16 protein-coding genes are annotated in these 16363 nt (G+C 67.9%); 9 read left to right on the top strand and 7 right to left on the bottom strand.

The genetic code is table 11. The annotated features are described in order from the left end of the window. Positions 1-411: 411 nt before the first annotated feature. On the top strand, positions 412-867 hold the full coding sequence (locus ABJK40_RS12435) for a transcriptional repressor (protein WP_348479590.1): 456 nt from the start codon (positions 412-414) through the stop codon (positions 865-867). Positions 868-933: 66 nt separating this feature from the next. On the opposite strand, the gene ABJK40_RS12430 is transcribed toward ABJK40_RS12435, so the two are convergent. Continuing rightward, on the bottom strand, positions 934-1890 hold the full coding sequence (locus tag ABJK40_RS12430) for a diiron oxygenase (protein ID WP_348479589.1): 957 nt from the start codon (positions 1888-1890) through the stop codon (positions 934-936). A gap of 90 nt (positions 1891-1980) precedes the next feature. Between ABJK40_RS12430 and ABJK40_RS12425 the strand changes: the two genes are divergently transcribed. Together ABJK40_RS12425 and ABJK40_RS12420 are read left to right on the top strand one after the other, a co-directional pair. Beyond that, on the top strand, positions 1981-2703 hold the full coding sequence (locus ABJK40_RS12425; RefSeq protein ID WP_348479588.1) for a MerR family transcriptional regulator: 723 nt from the start codon (positions 1981-1983) through the stop codon (positions 2701-2703). Next, positions 2700-3545 carry a PhzF family phenazine biosynthesis protein gene (locus ABJK40_RS12420; protein ID WP_348479587.1) on the top strand — a complete coding sequence of 282 codons (846 nt, stop codon included), beginning with the start codon at positions 2700-2702 and terminating at the stop codon, positions 3543-3545. The genes ABJK40_RS12425 and ABJK40_RS12420 overlap by 4 nt, the downstream gene beginning before the upstream one ends. A 64-nt stretch (positions 3546-3609) precedes the next feature. Here ABJK40_RS12420 and ABJK40_RS12415 read toward each other — a convergent pair whose 3' ends face one another. The 3 genes from ABJK40_RS12415 to ABJK40_RS12405 form a co-directional block, all read right to left on the bottom strand. After that, positions 3610-4629 (bottom strand): LLM class F420-dependent oxidoreductase, encoded by a 1020-nt coding sequence (locus tag ABJK40_RS12415; RefSeq protein ID WP_348479586.1) that lies wholly within the window; start codon positions 4627-4629, stop codon positions 3610-3612. A gap of 139 nt (positions 4630-4768) precedes the next feature. Further along, a complete protein-coding gene (locus tag ABJK40_RS12410; RefSeq protein ID WP_348479585.1) occupies positions 4769-5728 on the bottom strand; it encodes a PAC2 family protein in 960 nt (319 codons plus the stop codon). Then, positions 5725-6816, bottom strand: coding sequence for a phosphotransferase family protein (locus tag ABJK40_RS12405; RefSeq protein WP_348479584.1), 1092 nt, complete (start codon positions 6814-6816; stop codon positions 5725-5727). Before ABJK40_RS12405 ends, ABJK40_RS12410 begins: the two co-directional genes overlap by 4 nt. Before the next feature lie 44 nt (positions 6817-6860). Here ABJK40_RS12405 and trxA point away from each other — a divergent pair, with 44 nt between their 5' ends. Next, positions 6861-7568, top strand: a complete 708-nt coding sequence (trxA, locus tag ABJK40_RS12400) for a thioredoxin (protein ID WP_348479583.1) — start codon at positions 6861-6863, stop codon at positions 7566-7568. A gap of 106 nt (positions 7569-7674) precedes the next feature. Next, on the top strand, positions 7675-8427 hold the full coding sequence (locus tag ABJK40_RS12395; RefSeq protein WP_348510281.1) for a ComEA family DNA-binding protein: 753 nt from the start codon (positions 7675-7677) through the stop codon (positions 8425-8427). Positions 8428-8544: 117 nt separating this feature from the next. On the opposite strand, the gene ABJK40_RS12390 is transcribed toward ABJK40_RS12395, so the two are convergent. Next, the gene (locus tag ABJK40_RS12390) at positions 8545-9024 is read right to left on the bottom strand and encodes a hypothetical protein (RefSeq protein ID WP_348479581.1); all 480 of its coding nucleotides are present in this window, start codon (positions 9022-9024) and stop codon (positions 8545-8547) included. 106 nt (positions 9025-9130) lie between these two features. Here ABJK40_RS12390 and ABJK40_RS12385 point away from each other — a divergent pair, with 106 nt between their 5' ends. Further along, positions 9131-10504, top strand: a complete 1374-nt coding sequence (locus ABJK40_RS12385) for a ComEC/Rec2 family competence protein (protein WP_348479580.1) — start codon at positions 9131-9133, stop codon at positions 10502-10504. Then, positions 10479-11435, top strand: coding sequence for a DNA polymerase III subunit delta (gene holA / locus ABJK40_RS12380; protein ID WP_348479579.1), 957 nt, complete (start codon positions 10479-10481; stop codon positions 11433-11435). Before ABJK40_RS12385 ends, holA begins: the two co-directional genes overlap by 26 nt. Before the next feature lie 104 nt (positions 11436-11539). On the opposite strand, the gene ABJK40_RS12375 is transcribed toward holA, so the two are convergent. Further along, complete coding sequence (locus ABJK40_RS12375) at positions 11540-12427, bottom strand: EamA family transporter (protein ID WP_348479578.1); 888 nt, start codon at positions 12425-12427, stop codon at positions 11540-11542. 164 nt (positions 12428-12591) lie between these two features. Next, positions 12592-12843: a 30S ribosomal protein S20 gene (gene rpsT / locus ABJK40_RS12370; RefSeq protein WP_348479577.1), complete on the bottom strand. Its 252-nt coding sequence runs from the start codon at positions 12841-12843 to the stop codon at positions 12592-12594. Between the two features lie 244 nt (positions 12844-13087). Between rpsT and lepA the strand changes: the two genes are divergently transcribed. Together lepA and ABJK40_RS12360 are read left to right on the top strand one after the other, a co-directional pair. Continuing rightward, positions 13088-14872: a translation elongation factor 4 gene (gene lepA, locus ABJK40_RS12365; protein ID WP_348479576.1), complete on the top strand. Its 1785-nt coding sequence runs from the start codon at positions 13088-13090 to the stop codon at positions 14870-14872. A 120-nt stretch (positions 14873-14992) separates the two neighbouring features. Next, positions 14993-16354 (top strand): deoxyribodipyrimidine photo-lyase, encoded by a 1362-nt coding sequence (locus ABJK40_RS12360; RefSeq protein WP_348479575.1) that lies wholly within the window; start codon positions 14993-14995, stop codon positions 16352-16354. The last annotated feature ends 9 nt before the right edge of the window (positions 16355-16363 follow it).

Raw genomic sequence — 16363 nt, 5'->3', positions numbered from 1 at the left:
GGTTCTGCTCCTTCGGCGGGACGGGGGGAGGACGATGCAGGCCATGATCACGCCCCCGTGGACGGGGCACCAGCGGATGGCCGACGTGCGGACCTCGTGTCGTGTGCGACATTGCGTCCAGCTCGCAATCAGATTCGGCGAGTGGTCGAACGGGGGCGTATGGGAACCCGTGCGATTGCGGCGTCGTTCGTCGTTGCATCATCTGGCGGATCCAATGATTCCACGGATGCCGACCGCTGCGCTCGACTCGGCGGAGAATCACCCGGAAAATACGCCGGGAAAGTGCGGAGGCCACCGCAGTTGCGCCGGGGTCCGGCATCGATCGACACCGAGTTTTTCGGGGCGCGGAACGACGCCGTCCGTTCGGGTCGGGACGCGGGTCCACCATGCACGCTCCGCTACCGTCGAACCATGGAGCCCGAGGCGACGAGAGCGTTCGATCGACGGTCGTGGCCCCCCGAGGAGGCCGAGAAGGCACTGCGTGCCTACGGATGCAGGGTCACCCAGCCGCGCATCGCCGTGCTGCGGGCTCTCCTCGAACTGGGAGGCACCGTCGACACCCCGACATTGACGCAGCGCGCTCAGCGGCTGGTCCCCGGGATCCACGAGGCGACGGTGTACCGCACGGTCAACACGCTCACCGAGGTCGGCATCGCCAACCACGTGCACGCAGGTCATGGACCCTCGCTCGTGCGGCTCGGGGGTGAACGACGTCTCGTTGCGGTGTGCGATCGCTGCGGGAAGATCGAGTCGGTTCCGACCGGGCCGATCGACGAGCTCGTCCAGGAGATGCGCACGGTGTCGGGTTTCGACCTCCGACCGGGTCACTTCGCGCTCGAAGGCGTGTGCGCCGACTGCGCCGACTGATCATCGCCCGGGTCGGTGGCCGTGCCGCTCGTCGATGCGTCGACGCCGTGCGCCGACCTGCCCAGGTCAGTCGAGAGGAAGCGCGGCATCGAGCAGACCGAGCTCGATCCAGGCGCTGTCGTCGTCGATGATCCCGACATCGGCGAGGAACCCGGTCAGCTTCGAGAGGCCGGTCACGACGGTGGCGGCGTGGAACGGGTTGGAGCGGGCGATGTCGTATCCGTCCTCGATGGAGAGCGTGTCGAAGACGGTTTCGTTGACGTTGAGTTTCACCACTTCTGCAACCAGTGCGGGCGCCGTCGCACGAACCACGACCTTGTCCTCTTCGCTCAGAGCAGGCCAGGTCTCGGCCAGGAACGACTTGGCGAATGCGACGTGTCGGGCCTCCTCGAGGACGTGGAGTCTCGAGATCTCGCGGACCGTCGAGTGGACCCGTTCGTCGCGCATCGCGGCGCGGTTCACGAAGTCGAGGAGTTCCTCCACGGCGAGGACCAAGAGGTACGAGAGTGTTCGGGCGGCAGCCGAGTCGTCGGGTTCGAGTGGCAACGACGCCGGGTACGAGGGGGTACCGGCGCGTCGGATGTACTCACCGAACATCGTCGAGTGGCGGCATTCGTCGGCGACCTCGATGAGCAGGTAGCGGTGCATCGGGTCCGTCACGTCGACGGTCGTCAGGTGGCGCAGGATCACCTGCATGAGAGCGTTCTCGAACCAGATGCCGGCGCCGTAGATCGCCGCGGTCTCGTGACGGCTGTACTCGATGCGCTCGACTTCGGTCATGGCGTCCCACACCGAGGTGCCGTACAGCGAGAGCAGTTCCGGGGACGTGTGGAACGCGGAGTCGTCGATCGGACGGTTCCAGTCGACGCTGTCGAACGGATCGAGTGTGGTGCGTGACGATGCCGCAACCAGTTGCGATGCCTTCCTGGCCGTGTTCGGGAAGGGGAAGTCGCCGTGCGAGGTGACGACCTCGTCCTCGACGTCGGTGGAGGGAAGCGAATCGTTGACAGTGATTGATGTCATGGTTGCAGTCTGACGATGACAGCGACGACTGTCAACGTATTGCGACAGTGAACGCTGTCACAGAGCCGACGGCTGTGGTTGAATCGTCGGATGGACCGCGAGTACACGCTCGACGAACTCTCCGAGATCAGCGGCGTCAGTGGCCGAACGATCCGCTTCTACCAGGCCGAGAAGCTCCTCGCGAAGCCTGCGAGACGTGGGAGAACGGCGATCTACGACGACACCCACGCCCAGCGTCTCACCCAGATCGGAGAGCTCGGTGATCGGGGGTTGAAGCTCGACATGATCCGGGCGCTCGTCAACAGCGACGACGCCACCGAGACGATCGGGGAGTGGCTCGGCGTGGACGCGACCCTCTCCGTTCCGTGGTCGACGGACCGGCCCGAGGTCGTCACGCACGATGAACTCGTCGCCATCTTCGCCCAGCACGGTGACCCGCCGACCGGACTGATCGGCGAACTCGCTCGGCACGGCTACATCACCCAGGCCCCCGAGAAGTCCTGGACCATTCCCAGCCCGACGCTGCTCGACGTGGCGCTCCGGCTCCGGTTCAGCGGCACCGACATCGCCGTGGCGGCACGGGTCCACGAACTGTTCCGACGCAGGATCGCGCGTGCCGTCGACGACGCCGTGAAACTGCTCGCCGAGAGTGTCGGTGAAGGCTTCGCCGCCTCGGGCTCCGCACGCGACATCGCAGCGGCGATCGACGTGTTGCGGCCCGCGGCTCGTGACAGCGTGTCCGTCATCCTGGCGACTGAGGTGGAGCGTGCGCTCACCGCACTCCTCGAGGCCGGACCGGAACTGCTCAGGTGAGGACCACCGTGCGGTTCAGTCAGGTCGACGTGTTCGCCGCCGGCGGATTCTCCGGGAATCCCGTCGCGGTGGTGCACGATGCAGCGGGGATCACGACGGAGGAGATGCTGGCGATCACCGCCTGGACGAATCTCTCCGAGGCGACGTTCCTCCTTCCGCCGACGAGCGACGAGGCCGACTACCTCGTGCGCATCTTCTGTCCCGGACGCGAGTTGCCGTTCGCCGGCCACCCGACGCTCGGCACGTGTGCGGCATGGGTTGCGGCGGGTGGCGAGTCCCGGGACCGGGACGTGATCGTGCAGGAGTGCACCGCCGGCCTGATCCCGATCCGCCGCACTGGACCACGCCTCGCCTTCGCTGCTCCACCGATGACACGCACCGGGCCGATCGAGGCGGAGTTGCTCGCCGAGCGACTCGGGCAACTGGGGCTGGCTGCCGACGACGTGGTGGAGTCGGCATGGATCGACAACGGGCCCGGGTGGATGGGTCTGCTCCTCGACTCCGCTGATGCCGTGCTCGACGTGGCACTACCGGGCGTGGCCATCCCCGGGTTCGACGTCGGACTCATCGGACCGCATCCGCCTGATGGGGTCTGTGCCATCGAGGTACGTGGTCTGTTCGCCGATTCCACAGGATCGATCCGCGAGGACCCGGTGACCGGCAGCCTGAACGCGTCGGCCGCACAGTGGCTCACCGGCATCGGACGGCTGTCGACCCCGTACGTGGCGGCACAGGGGACCATGCTCGGTCGACGCGGCCGGATCCACGTCGACGAAGCGGACGGTGAGCTGTGGATCGGTGGCGACACCACCGTGAGCATCACCGGCACGATCACCGTCTGACGTCCCGGCCGCATCTCAACCTCTGTTGTTTGCTCCCGGACGGAACAACAGAGGTTGGCCGGTCTCAGGCGGCCTTGAGGGCGGCCATCACCGACGCCCAGCGGTCGGGGTCGCTGGCGTACGGGGCGTAGAAGCTGATCCGCTGGATCACGTCGCCGTACCGCTTCGACAGCTCGGGGGCGATGCCTTCGGGTTCACCGACGACCGCGAACGTGTTCAGGATCTCGTCGTCGATGAGCGTGCCCATCTTGGCCCATTCGCCCTGCTTGGAGAGAGCGTTCAGCTCCTCCTGCAATCCGCCCCAACCATGCATGTCCAGCACGCCCTTGTACGCCGGAGTCGACCCGTAGAAGGCGATCTGCTGGCGTGTGCCGACGGCAGCCTTCTCCATCTCCTCGTCGGTGTTGCCCGTCACGACGAACGACGGACCGACGATCTCGAAGCCCTCCATGGTCTTGCCGGCCTTCTCGCGTCCGCGCTGCAGCGCAGGGATGGTGACCTCGCGGAGGAACTTCTCGGTGGTGAAGCCGTGGCAGATGAAGCCGTCGCACACTTCGCCGGCGACCTCGGTCATCAGAGGGCCGACACCGGCGAGGAAGACCTTCGGCGTTCCGAAGTCGCCCAACTCGTCCTTGTCCGGTGTGAAGAAGGGGGTCATCAGCGTGTGCTTGTAGAACTCGCCGCGGAAATCGAGCGTGTCACCCGTCTGCCAGGTGTGCCAGATCGCCCGCATCGCCAGCACGAACTCGCGCATCCGGGCGGCCGGATGCGACCACTCCATCGAGAAGCGCTTCTCGATGTGTGGCTTGATCTGGCTGCCGAGCCCGAGCACGAAACGACCCTTCGAATACGCCTGGAGGTCCCAAGCGGTGTTCGCCGTGGTCATCGGCGAGCGGGCGAACGCCACGGCGATCGACGTGCCGATCTCCATCTCGCTGGTGTGCTCGGCTGCGAGGAGCAGCGGGAGGAACGGGTCGTGCGCCGTTTCGGCGGTCCACGCCCCGGAGTATCCGGCGGCTTCGACCTCCTTCGCGTTCTCGGCCACGGTGGCCAGGTCGATTCCGATGTTTCCGTCGACTTTCATGGCCCGAAGCTAGCCAGCGCATTGCTCGCAACTCCAGCCCGACCTCGTCGCTCCGGCTCAGAGCGAGAACGACGAGCCCGACCGCGTCACCGCAGCGCCCGCGTCTGCAGCCCGACATCGTCGCTGCGGCCGACGGGGATCAGGACTGGTCGCGGAAGAACTCCTGGATCTCCGCGGCGAGTTCGTCACCCGATCGCAGTTCGAGGTCGACGGATCCGGTCTCGGGGTCGGATTCCTGCTCGATCGCCAGGTCGTGCAGTTCCTCGAGTTGACGCACCATCGATTCGTGCTCGGGCTTCTCGGCGACCATGCGGTCGAGGCGGATGCGGTGCTCGCGAGCCTCCTCGCGCAACCCGAGCGCCTCGATGGAGATGCCGGACGCCTCGTCGAGTCCGTCGAGCAGCGCCACGCTGGCGGCGGGGTACTCCATGGCCGCGACGTAGTGCGGAACCTGGGCCCAGATGCCGAGCGACGGGATCTTCTGGGCGTGCATCGCGTGCTCGAGGACCCCCGCCATGCCGGCTGGGACGTCGACGGAGCTGCGGGCGAAATCGACCGTCGCCAGTACGTCGATCGACGGCGACGACACCGAGAGTCGGGCCGGCCTGGTGTGCGGTGCGGCGAACGGGTAGGCGCCGAGCGCGACCATCTGCGTCACGCCGAACTCGACGGCGAGCAGCGCGACCGCTCGGCCGAACCGACGCCAGGCCATGTCGGGCTCGGGACCGAGGAGGAGCAGGACGTCGCGCCCTCCGGCGGTGCGTCCGGCACGCATCTCGATCGTCGACCATCGCAGATCCGTGTTGAGGCCGTCACGCAGTTGCATCGTCGGTCGCCGGGCGCGGTAGTCGATGTAGGTGTCGTCGTCGAAACTCAGGATCGGCGTCGACTCCGACGCCTGACTGAGCGCCTGCATCGCCGCGGACGCCGAGCCCCCTGCGTCGATCCAGCCGTCGAGCATCACGACCAACACGGGCTCGTGCAGAGTCGGATCCTCCACATCGCGCTCGATGCCGTGCTCGCGGTCCCGAGCCGCTCGATCGGCGGGCTGCCCATCCCCACCGGCGGGGAGCGTCCAGCGCTCGTCGGCGTCACTCACCCCAACTCCTCCAAACATCGGGAGGCCTGGGCTGCGGCACTGTCGACCTGGGTCTTGAAGGCCTCGAGGGCGGCGGGTTCCTGCTCGCCGAGCGCACCACCGAGGTAGCGCGAGTACACGCCCTCGAGGATGCACGCCAGTTTCCAGTAGGCGAAGGCGACGTAGAAGTCGAGTTGGCCGATGTCGCGCCCCGACACCTCGGCGTAGCGCTCGGCGAGTTGCGCCCGGTTCCAGAACCCGGGGACGGAGGTCGCACTCCCGGTCCAGGCGGACGCGTCGTCCTCTGGCCCCGTCCAGTACACCTGGAGCAGCCCGAGGTCCGCGAGCGGATCGCCCAGCGTGCAGATCTCCCAGTCGAGGACGGCGATCACCTCGCCACGGTCGTCGACCATGCAGTTGTCGAGGCGGTAGTCGCCGTGGACGATCGTGGCGGGTCCCTGCTCGGGGATCCGCTCGAGCAGCCGGTCGTGGACGGCGTCGACGGCGGCCAGTTCACGGGTCTTGCCCTGATTCCACTGGCCGTACCAGCGCTTGAGCTGGCGAGCGATGTACCCCTCGTGGCGACCGAGCTGGTCCAGGCCGGCTGCGTCGAGGTCGACCGCGTGGATCTCGGCCATCGTGTCGACGAGCGATCGTGACGCATTGGCGCGAGCGTCGGCGTCGAGGGCGCTTCGAGCAGCCTCGGCGTCTCGCAGGACGTGTCCGTCGACGAAGTCCATCACGTAGAACGGTGTGCCGTTGACCGACACGTCGGTGCACATCCCGGCGACCTGTGGGACGGGGACCGAGGAGGACTGCAGCCCCGAGATGATGCGATGCTCGCGTTCCATGTCGTGAGCGCTCGCGAGGACGTGACCGAGTGGCGGTCGTCGCAGGACGAATCGTCGGCCGTCGGCGCCGGTGACCGTGATCGTGAGGTTCGAGTGCCCACCGGTGATCGCGCTGAACCGGAGCGGAGTGACGGCGCCGGCCACGTGCTCGCTGAACCACGTCGAGATGCGAGCGACGTCGACACCGTCGACGTCGGGCGGGGAGTCGGTCGTCTCGGAGGCGGCTGTCGTGGAGCGGGGCGTTGACGAGTCGGTCATGTCGTCTCCGAGAGTAGCGAGGACCGCAGGGTAGCGTTCATCCGATGGCAGCCATCGACGTCACCGAAGCAACGTTCCAGACCGAGGTCATCGACAAGTCGAACGACGTGGCCGTCGTGGTCGACCTGTGGGCGGAGTGGTGTGGGCCGTGCAAGACCCTCGGGCCGATCCTCGAGAAGATCATCGACGCCACGGACGGCAAGGTCGTGTTGGCCAAGGTCGACGTCGACGCGAACCCCGGCCTGAGCCAGGCCTTCAAGGTGCAGTCGATTCCAGCGGTGTACGCGATGAAGGACGGCAAGGTCGTCGACGGGTTCATGGGTGCGTACCCGGAGGCAACGGTGCAGGAGTTCGTCGACAAACTTCTGCCGAGCGAACAGGAGGACGCCGTGGCCGACCTGCTCGCAGCCGGCGACGAAGCCGGCCTGAGGACCGCACTGGGGATGGAACCGGCGAACGAAGACGTGATCGTGGCGCTCGGGGACCTGTTGGTCGCCGATGGTCGGGGTGACGAGGCGCTCGAACTGTTGGCGCGCATCCCGGAGTCCGACCGCACCCGCAAGGTCGCTGCCGCAGCACGGGTCGGCACCGCACCGACCGACGACCACGACGCAACGCTGAGCGCGTTGCTGGAACGCGTGAAGGACGATGACGAAGCCCGCCAGCAGTACGTCGATCTGCTCGAGTTGATGGGCTCGGAGGATCCGCGCACGGCGGAGTACCGCAAGCAACTCACACGTCGACTTTTCTGACGGGCGCCGTACTCGCCGGCGGTCGGTTGCCGGAGTCCTCGATCGCGTTGTAGCTTCTGTCGGACCGACTCCCTCCTGATGTCACCACCAGGAGAAAGGGGCCGCCGTGCGGCAGCCCATCGAGGATTCCCCGTCGACGCCGGTCGCTGCCCGCCCGGTCGCGACCAGGTCGGCACCCGACCGACTCCGTGACTGGGTCGACTGGTTCGGCCTGACCCGCCTCGTCACCTCGGCGGTCGCCGTGCTCGTGGTGTGCGTCGGGGGCTGGTGGCTCGTCCGGACTCCGCAGGCTCCACCGGAGTCCTCGCTGCCGGTCGCGGCCGGCGACGTGGCGGCCGGGAGCGTCACGCTCCCACCACCGTCCACGATCGAGCGGGTGCCGGACTCCGCTCCCGACCCGACGGACGACGTCGACGGCGTCGTCGTGGTCCACGTCGCCGGAGCCGTCATGGTGTCGGGTGTGTTCGAACTGGACTCGGGCAGTCGAGTCGCCGACGCGATCGCGCAGGCGGGTGGACCGTCACCCGATGCCGACCCGGGTGCGTTGAACCTCGCGGCGCCACTCGTCGACGGAACCCGGGTGTACGTGCCGATGGTGGGGGAGGAGGTCCCGGTCGAGGATCTCCCGTCCGTGTCACCCGTCGACGAGGTCGGCAGCGCCCCCGCCGGCCCGATCGACGTCAATCGGGCGAGCGCCTCCGAGTTGGAGTCGCTGCCCGGCGTGGGTCCGGCAACCGCCGCGGCGATCATCACCGAACGCGATCGCAACGGACCCTTCGTCTCGTTCGACGATCTCGAACGGGTACCCGGGATCGGGCCGGCGAAGTTGTCGGCGCTCGACGGCCTGGTGACGACGTGACGACCCGCACACAGGCGAGGCGGTTCGATGCCGGCGAGCGTGCGGAACACCCGGTACCCGGGAACCCGCTCGGATCGGGCAGGGGAGTCGGTGCCGCGGTGGACGCCGCGGGAGGCGTCAGATCAGGTCGATCAGTTCGGGCCCGATCCACGCGCTCGCGATGGCCAGCGCCATCAGCACGCCGACCCAGATGCCGAACAGCAACCACGAGTAGTGACGCCAGAAGTCACCCCAGGTGGCGAACGGGTTGCGGGTCGCCCGACGCGACGCGAGCACGCCGGCGAGCAGCCACATCACGATCGAGGCGCCGAGCGCCAACGGACGCAGTGCGGGGTCGGCCAACGGGCCGCCGATCGCCACGAGCGCCGGAGCGGCGAAATAGCTCGCCGCCGTGCCCGACGTCCCGCTCCACGCCGCATCCGACATCTGCAGCGCGGCGTAGGAGGCGACGGCGACCAGGCCGGGGACGAGGAGCCCGAGCAGGGGGCCGAACATGCGGATACGCCGCTGGTACCAGCGGGGGCCTCCGGTGAGGCCGTACTCGGTGGTGGTCGCGTTGGACGGCAACGTCGACGGTGATTCGGGGGACCAGGACACGCGAGACGGACGATACGCCACCGACGGTGATGATCCGAGCCACCCTCTCGATCCGGCGACCGCCGGCGCCGCCGCGCCGATGGGGGAGTCCACCACCACGTCGCGCATGTTCGTGCTGGCAGCGGTCACCGTGTTCGCGGCGTGGGCGGGCGACATCGGCGTGGTCGCGGTGGTGGTGTGTGCTGTGGCGGTGGTCTGTCGGTCGTGGCTGCTCGCACTCCTGCTCGTGGCGGTCGCGGTCGGTGGGCTGGTGCGCAGTGAGCAGAGTTGGGCGTCGCTCGAACCCGACCGCCTCGGGGACCATCGGGGGTGGGTCCGCCTCGTCGACGATCCTCAGCCGTATCCGTCGAGCACGCGGGTGATCGTCGAGATCGAAGGTGAGCGCTTCGAGATCTGGTCGCGAGGTCGCGCTCAGCGCCAACGGGTCGCGACGTGGCGCGGAGGGGAGTGGGTCGCCATGGAGGGTCGTCGGGTCCGACTCGACGACGAGCGAGCCGGGCGCGTCGCATGGCAGCACGTCGTGGGCGAGTTCGAGATGGAGTGGGCGAGTGACGTCGATCCCGGCGACTCCGTGGCCCGTGCGTCGAATCGTGTACGTGCATCGATCGAACGCGGTTCGTCGCACCTCCCCGGCGACGACGCGGCACTCTTCCGAGGCCTCGTGGTCGGTGACGATCGCGACCAGCCACGTGACATGATCGATCGCTTCCGTGCGAGCGGGCTGTCGCACCTCACGGCGGTCTCCGGTCAGAACGTGTCGTTCCTGCTCGCAGCGGCCGGGCCGCTCCTGCGCAGGCTCCGTCCCTGGGCGCGCTGGGCGTTCACGATCGGGTTGATCGCCTGGTTCGTGGCGCTCACGAGGTACGAACCGTCGATCCTCCGGGCCGGGGTGATGGCAGGACTCTCCACGACCGCGTTCCTCCTGGGTCGGGACCGTTCTCCGGTCCGGATCCTCGCCGTCGCGGTCACGGGGTTGGTGCTCGTCGATCCGCTGCTCGTGTGGTCGATCGGGTTCTGGTTGTCGGTCGGTGCAACGCTCGGGGTGAGTGCACTGGGGCCGTGGCTCGCGACCCGCATCCGCCGGATCGACCCCACGGGGATCTTCGCCCTGCCGCTCGGCGTCACACTCGGAGCGCAGATCGGGGTAGTGGTCCCCGCCGTGCTGGTGTTCGGGCGGCTGCCGCTGGTCAGCATCCCGGCCAACCTGCTCGCCGTGCCGGTGGCGGGAGCGGTGATGCTCTACGGGATGCCGGCGGGTCTCGTTGCGGGATGGGTGCCGTTCACCGCCCCCGTGTTGATGTTCCCCGCTCGGCTCGGCACCCGCTGGGTCGACACCGTCGCATCCCTCGGTGCACGCCTGGAACCGGACCCTCCCGTGCAGTTCGCCGGTTGGGCACTGATCGCCGTCGCCGTGGTGGTGCTGGTCGTGATGACGCGCAATACTGCCCCCACCCATGGCGATCTTCCTCCTCACCGGTGACGACGAATCACTCGTTCGCACTGCGGTCGCCGACCTCGTCGACGACCTCGTCGGCAACGGCGAGCGCTCGCTGATGGTCGACGAGTTCGACACCGAGGACTACGAACTGCGCTCCGTGATCGACGCTGCGCAGACCCCGCCGTTCCTCACCGACAAGCGGGTCGTCATCGCTCGCAACGTCAGCCGGTTCAACGCGGCGGATCTGCCCGCTCTGCTGGCCTACCTCGACGACCCGCTCGACTCGTCCGATCTCGTCCTCGCGCAGGGTGGGGACGGGCAGTTGTCGAAGAAGATCGTCGACGGCGTCAAGAAGGTCGGCACGGTCGTCGCCACGGCACCCCCGAAGAAGGCCGGCGAGCGCGGTGCGTGGATCCGCGACCAGATCAAGGCTGCAGGCCTGACGATCGAGCCACGTGCGATCCAGCGGCTCACCGAGTGGCTGGGCGAGGAGCCGGCCCGCCTCGACGGGGTGCTCGGAACGCTGCGCGGTGCCTTCGGCACCGATGCCACGCTGACGGACTCCGACATCGAACCGTTCCTCGGCGAAGCGGGCGGCGTGCCGCCGTGGGACTTCACCGATGCGGTGATGGCCGGCGACACGACCAAGGCGCTCACGATGATGGGCCGGATGATCCACGGCGGCAAGCGTCACCCCCTGCAGATCATGTCGACCCTGCACAACCACTACGCGGGCCTCGCCCGACTCGACGGGGCGAACGCCCGCACCGAACAGGACGCATCCGCCGCCACGGGTCTCAAAGGGTTCCCGGCAAAGAAGTCCCTGCAGAACTACAACCGCCTGGGTGGTGCGTCCACGAAGCGTGCGATCGGCTTGCTCGCCCAGGCCGACCTCGACCTGCGCGGCGCCAAGGATCTCGACAGCGAACTCGTCATGGAAGTTCTCGTCGCCCGACTCTCCAAGCTGCGCTGACCGACCGACGCACGCACCTCGGCCTCGGGCCCGCTGGTCGGGGCGGCCGGCACGGGGCCGACCGAGTCTCGTCGGGTCTCGCTGGGTCGGGTCGCTCAGGTACGTCAGGTAGGTGGCGTCGCCCGGCTCGGCCGCGAGCTGATCAGCACCCCCGTCGCGACGAGCACGAGGCCTGCGGCGAGGCCCACCGATGCAGGCTCGTCGAGGACGGTCACCGCGAGCGCTGCGGCGACGGCGGGTTCGAGCAGCGTCGTCGTGACGACCACGCTGAGGCTGAGGGCCTGCAGCCCGACCCCCCACAGGACGTACGCCATCGCGAGCGTCACGACCCCCAGCACCACGACGGTCACCACGGCAGATCCGTCGGTCAGGACGTCGTCGGCGCTGACGACCGCCAACGGGATCAGCAGGACGAAGCCGGCACCGAAGACCGTCGCCATGGCCGGCAGGAACGGCCGGTCGTGCATCAACCGCTGACATGCGTTGCCGTACAGCGGGAACGACGTGGCGGCGACGAGTGCGAAGGCGATCCCGGTTGCGTCGGCGCCGTCGGAGCCTCCCGACAGGAGTGCGACGCCGGCGATCGCGACCGTCGAGCCGAACATCCAGGATCGACTCGGTCGACGGCCGCTCACGAACCAGTCGAGCAACCCGGCGACGGGCGGGCCCGCACCGATGGTCACGAGCGTGCCGAGCGCGACGCCGGTGCGGTCGACGGCCTCGAAGAACGCCAGTTGGTACGCAGCCACGCCGATGGCGCCGATGAGGATCCACGGGTTGCGCAGCGGGTAGCGGCTGATCGGCATCCGTCGCCAGGCGGACAGCCCGAGCAGGCACACGCCACCGATCACCGACCGCCACACGCCGGCGGTGACCGGCGAGAGGTCGTCGGGACCGAGCGCCGCAACCGTGCCGGTCAATCCGAACAGCGCCGCCGATCCGGCCACTGCGGCGAACGCCCCTGATGGCGTTCTCGCTGTCGGGCCGGGCACGGCCAGAACCTATGGCCTCATCGGCCGTGCGGGTTGCTCCGCGGCCCGAAATCGACCCGGCACCCGAAACCGACTGCCTGCGGGAGCGACACGGCTCCCGAAAACGACGAAAGCGCCACGGGCGGGCCGCAGCGCTCGTCATCGACCCCGTCGAGGGGAATCGGTCAGCTCTCGGTGGTCTGGAGCTGCTTCATCAGGCGGCTCTTCTTGCGAGCTGCCGTGTTCTTGTGCAGGATGCCCTTGGCAGCGGCCCGGTCGATCTTGGAGATCGCCGCACGCGTGGCGTCGCTCGTCGGGTCGCCCTCGGCGATGGCGGTCTTGACGCGAGTCCGCACCTCGGCGCGCACGGCCTTGTTGCGGGCCGCAGCCTTCGCATTGGTGAGGATGCGCTTCTTCTGGCTCTTGATGTTTGCCATGGTTCAGTCCTTGATGGTTCTCGTACGTCGTGGTCGCCTGGCGGATCGGTTGCCGCCTCGAACAGCCGTGAGACTCTACCGGGCGCGGTCCGGGACTCAACCTGGCGCATCGAGCCGGGTCGCACCACGTGTGCGTCACACTTCCCGCCGCCAGGACCGCCGAAAGCGTCACGCAGACCTGGCGACGGCGTCGATTCGTGGAACGGGCTGGGGCCGGGGAGGCGGCGGTAGCGTCAGCGGCGTCATGGAGCTCGACAAGATCCGCAACTTCTCGATCATCGCGCACATCGACCACGGCAAGTCGACGCTGTCCGACCGCATCCTCGAGATCACCGGAGCGGTGCAGACGCGGGACATGAAGGCCCAGTACCTCGACTCGATGGATCTCGAGCGCGAACGTGGCATCACGATCAAGGCGCAGAACGTGCGCGTACCCTGGAAGGGTCACACGTTCCACCTGATCGACACCCCGGGCCACGTCGACTTCGGATACGAGGTCAGTCGCTCGCTCGCCGCGTGCGAAGGCGTGGTGCTCGTCGTCGACGCAGCGCAGGGAATCGAGGCCCAGACGCTGGCCAACTGCTACCTCGCGCTCGAGAGCGACCTCGAGATCGTCGCGGTCCTGAACAAGATCGACCTCCCGGCGGCCGACGTCGACCGGTACGCCGCGGAGATCGAGACCGTGCTGGGGATCCCGCGGGAGGAGATCCTGCCGATGTCGGCCAAGACCGGGTTGGGCGTGCCCGAACTGCTCGACGCGATCATCGAACGGATCCCGGCACCGACGGGCGATCCGGACGCGCCGCTCCAAGCACTCATCTTCGACTCGCAGTTCGACCAGTACCGCGGGGTCGTGTCCAGCATCCGCGTCATGAACGGTCGACTGCACGCCAACGAGAAGCTGGAGTTCCTCAACGCCGCAGCGCAGCACGAAGCGTTGGAGATCGGTGCCCGCCAACCGGTGATGACTCCGCTGAAGGAGATGGGTCCGGGTGAGGTGGGCTACCTGATCGCGGGGATCAAGGACGTGGGTGACGCCAAGTCGGGCGAAACGGTCACCACGGCCTCCAAGGGATCCCCCGATGCACTTGCGGGGTATCGCGAGCCGCTGCCGATGGTGTTCTCCGGCCTGTTCCCGATCGACGGCGACGATTTCGAGAACCTGCGCGAGGCGCTCGGGAAGCTCAAGCTGAACGACGCGTCGATCACCTACACGCCGGAATCGTCGGGCGCGCTCGGCTTCGGCTTCCGATGCGGATTCCTCGGCCTGCTCCACATGGAGATCGTCAAGGAGCGCCTCGAGCGCGAGTTCGACCTCGCGCTGATCGCCACGGCGCCGAGCGTCGAGTACCTGGTGACCACGACGGCGGGAGAGACGATCAAGGTCGACAACCCCGCCGATCTCCCCGAGGCGCAGAAGATCGACATGGTCGAGGAGCCGTACTTCACGGTGTCGATCATCACGCCGACGGAGTACACGGGCCCGCTGATGGACCTCTGCCAGACTCGACGCGGCGAGATGAAGAAGATGGAGTACCTCAGCCCCGAGCGGATGGAACTCGTCTACGAGGTGCCGCTCGCCGAGGTGGTCGTCGACTTCTTCGACCAGATGAAGTCACGCACGAAGGGCTACGCCAGCCTCGACTACGAACTGGCCGGCTACCGCCGGAGCAACCTCGTCAAGGTCGACCTGTTGCTCAACGCCATCCCGGCCGACGCCTTCTCCACGATCGTGCACCGCGACAAGGCCTACGCCTACGGCAACCGGATGTGCGAGAAGCTCAAGGAACTGATCCCGCGCCAGATGTTCGACGTTCCGATCCAGGCCGCGATCGGCGGCAAGATCATCGCGCGTGAGACCGTGAAGGCGAAGCGCAAGGACGTCACGGCGAAGTGCTACGGCGGTGACATCACCCGCAAGCGCAAGCTGCTCGAGAAGCAGAAGGAGGGCAAGAAGAAGATGAAGTCGATCGGCCGCGTCGAAGTTCCCGGCGACGTTTTCATCAGCGCCCTCAAACTCGACGATTGACGACCTCTGTCGATCCGTCCCGGACGGATCGACAGAGGTCGTTGCCGAACCGGGCCTGACACGGGATGACACATCGGGCACGCTGGGGTGGGTGCCGATCCGTCGGGGTACAACGTGGTGATGGTGACTCGCACGATCATGTGGTTCCGGCGGGATCTGCGTCTGGGGGATCATCCGGCGCTGCTGGCTGCGACGGCCGATGGAGCCGAGGTCGTCCCGCTGTTCGTCGTCGACCCGACGTTCGCCGAGGCGGGCGGACCACGCCTCGCACACCTCCACGACTGCCTGAGATCGCTCGATCGTGGGCTCCGGGATCACGGGTCGCCCGGGTTGTTGATCCGCCACGGCGACCCCACCCACGTGGTCCCCGAGCTCGCCGAGGAGGTCGGCGCCGACTCGGTCGTCGTCAGTCGCGACTACTCGCCGTACGGACGTTCGCGGGACGCAGCCGTCGGCGCCGCGCTCACGGTCGGCGGCCGCAAGCTGCGCGGTGTGGGTTCGCCGTACGCCGTCGATCCGGGCAGGGTGCGCAAGGGCGACGGCACCCCGTACTCGGTGTTCACCCCGTTCTCCAAGGTGTGGCGGCGTGCCGGGTGGGACGCTCCGCACCCCACGATCGGTGACGACGTGCGCTGGGCTGCCGGGATCCCCAGCGACGACCTCGACGAACGACCGTCGCCCGACTGTGACCTGCCCGAGGCGGGAGAGGACGCAGCGCTCGAGAGGTGGCGAGCGTTCCTCGACGTCACCGGCGCAGGTGACGGAACCATGCGTTCGGGCGTTCAGGCCTACGACGATCTGCGCGACCTGCCGGCCGTCGGCGGCACGAGTCGTCTGTCGCCCGATCTCAAATGGGGCACCATTCACCCTCGGACCCTGCTCGCCGACCTCGACGCATCCGGCGACGGCGAACGCGGTCACACCGTGTTCTCCAGCGAGCTGGCCTGGCGTGACTTCTACGCCGACGTGTTGTTCCAGAAGCCGAACACCGCGTGGGAGAACCTGAACCCGAAGTACGACCACATCGAGATCGACACCGATGCCGCAGCCGAGGGGAAGTTCGATCTCTGGTCGCGAGGCGAAACCGGTTTCGGCATCGTCGACGCCGGGATGCGTCAACTGCGGGCGACGGGTTGGATGCACAATCGGGTCCGGATGATCGTCGCGAGCTTCCTCGTGAAGGATCTCCATCTCCCGTGGCAGTGGGGTGCGCGCTGGTTCATGACGCACCTCGTCGACGGCGATCTGGCGTCGAACAACCACGGATGGCAGTGGGCAGCGGGCACGGGGACCGATGCGGCGCCGTACTTCCGCGTGTTCAACCCGACGCTGCAGGAGGAGCGCTACGACCCCGACGGCGCCTACGTCGCCCGTTGGGTGCCCGACGGGATCGAGCCGATGGTCGACCACAAGGTCGAACGCGACGAGGCCCTCCGGCGCCTCCAGGCGCTCTCGGCCGTGCCGCCATCGGCGGATGAGTAAGCTGAGCCG

It is taken from the genome of Ilumatobacter sp., from assembly GCF_039969435.1.
GTDB lineage: Bacteria > Actinomycetota > Acidimicrobiia > Acidimicrobiales > Ilumatobacteraceae > Ilumatobacter_A.
The sequence above is the reverse complement of the archived record's forward strand: the minus strand, read 5'-3'. Positions and strand labels throughout refer to the sequence as shown.

Coding starts and splice junctions, on each gene's coding strand:
- holA (WP_348479579.1), top strand. CDS start 10,479: ATGGCGATCTTCCTCCTCACCGGTGACGACGAATCACTCGTTCGCACT.
- ABJK40_RS12385 (WP_348479580.1), top strand. CDS start 9,131: ATGTTCGTGCTGGCAGCGGTCACCGTGTTCGCGGCGTGGGCGGGCGAC.
- ABJK40_RS12415 (WP_348479586.1), bottom strand. CDS start 4,629: ATGAAAGTCGACGGAAACATCGGAATCGACCTGGCCACCGTGGCCGAG.
- rpsT (WP_348479577.1), bottom strand. CDS start 12,843: ATGGCAAACATCAAGAGCCAGAAGAAGCGCATCCTCACCAATGCGAAG.
- ABJK40_RS12430 (WP_348479589.1), bottom strand. CDS start 1,890: ATGACATCAATCACTGTCAACGATTCGCTTCCCTCCACCGACGTCGAG.
- ABJK40_RS12405 (WP_348479584.1), bottom strand. CDS start 6,816: ATGACCGACTCGTCAACGCCCCGCTCCACGACAGCCGCCTCCGAGACG.
- ABJK40_RS12435 (WP_348479590.1), top strand. CDS start 412: ATGGAGCCCGAGGCGACGAGAGCGTTCGATCGACGGTCGTGGCCCCCC.
- lepA (WP_348479576.1), top strand. CDS start 13,088: ATGGAGCTCGACAAGATCCGCAACTTCTCGATCATCGCGCACATCGAC.
- trxA (WP_348479583.1), top strand. CDS start 6,861: ATGGCAGCCATCGACGTCACCGAAGCAACGTTCCAGACCGAGGTCATC.
- ABJK40_RS12360 (WP_348479575.1), top strand. CDS start 14,993: ATGGTGACTCGCACGATCATGTGGTTCCGGCGGGATCTGCGTCTGGGG.
- ABJK40_RS12425 (WP_348479588.1), top strand. CDS start 1,981: ATGGACCGCGAGTACACGCTCGACGAACTCTCCGAGATCAGCGGCGTC.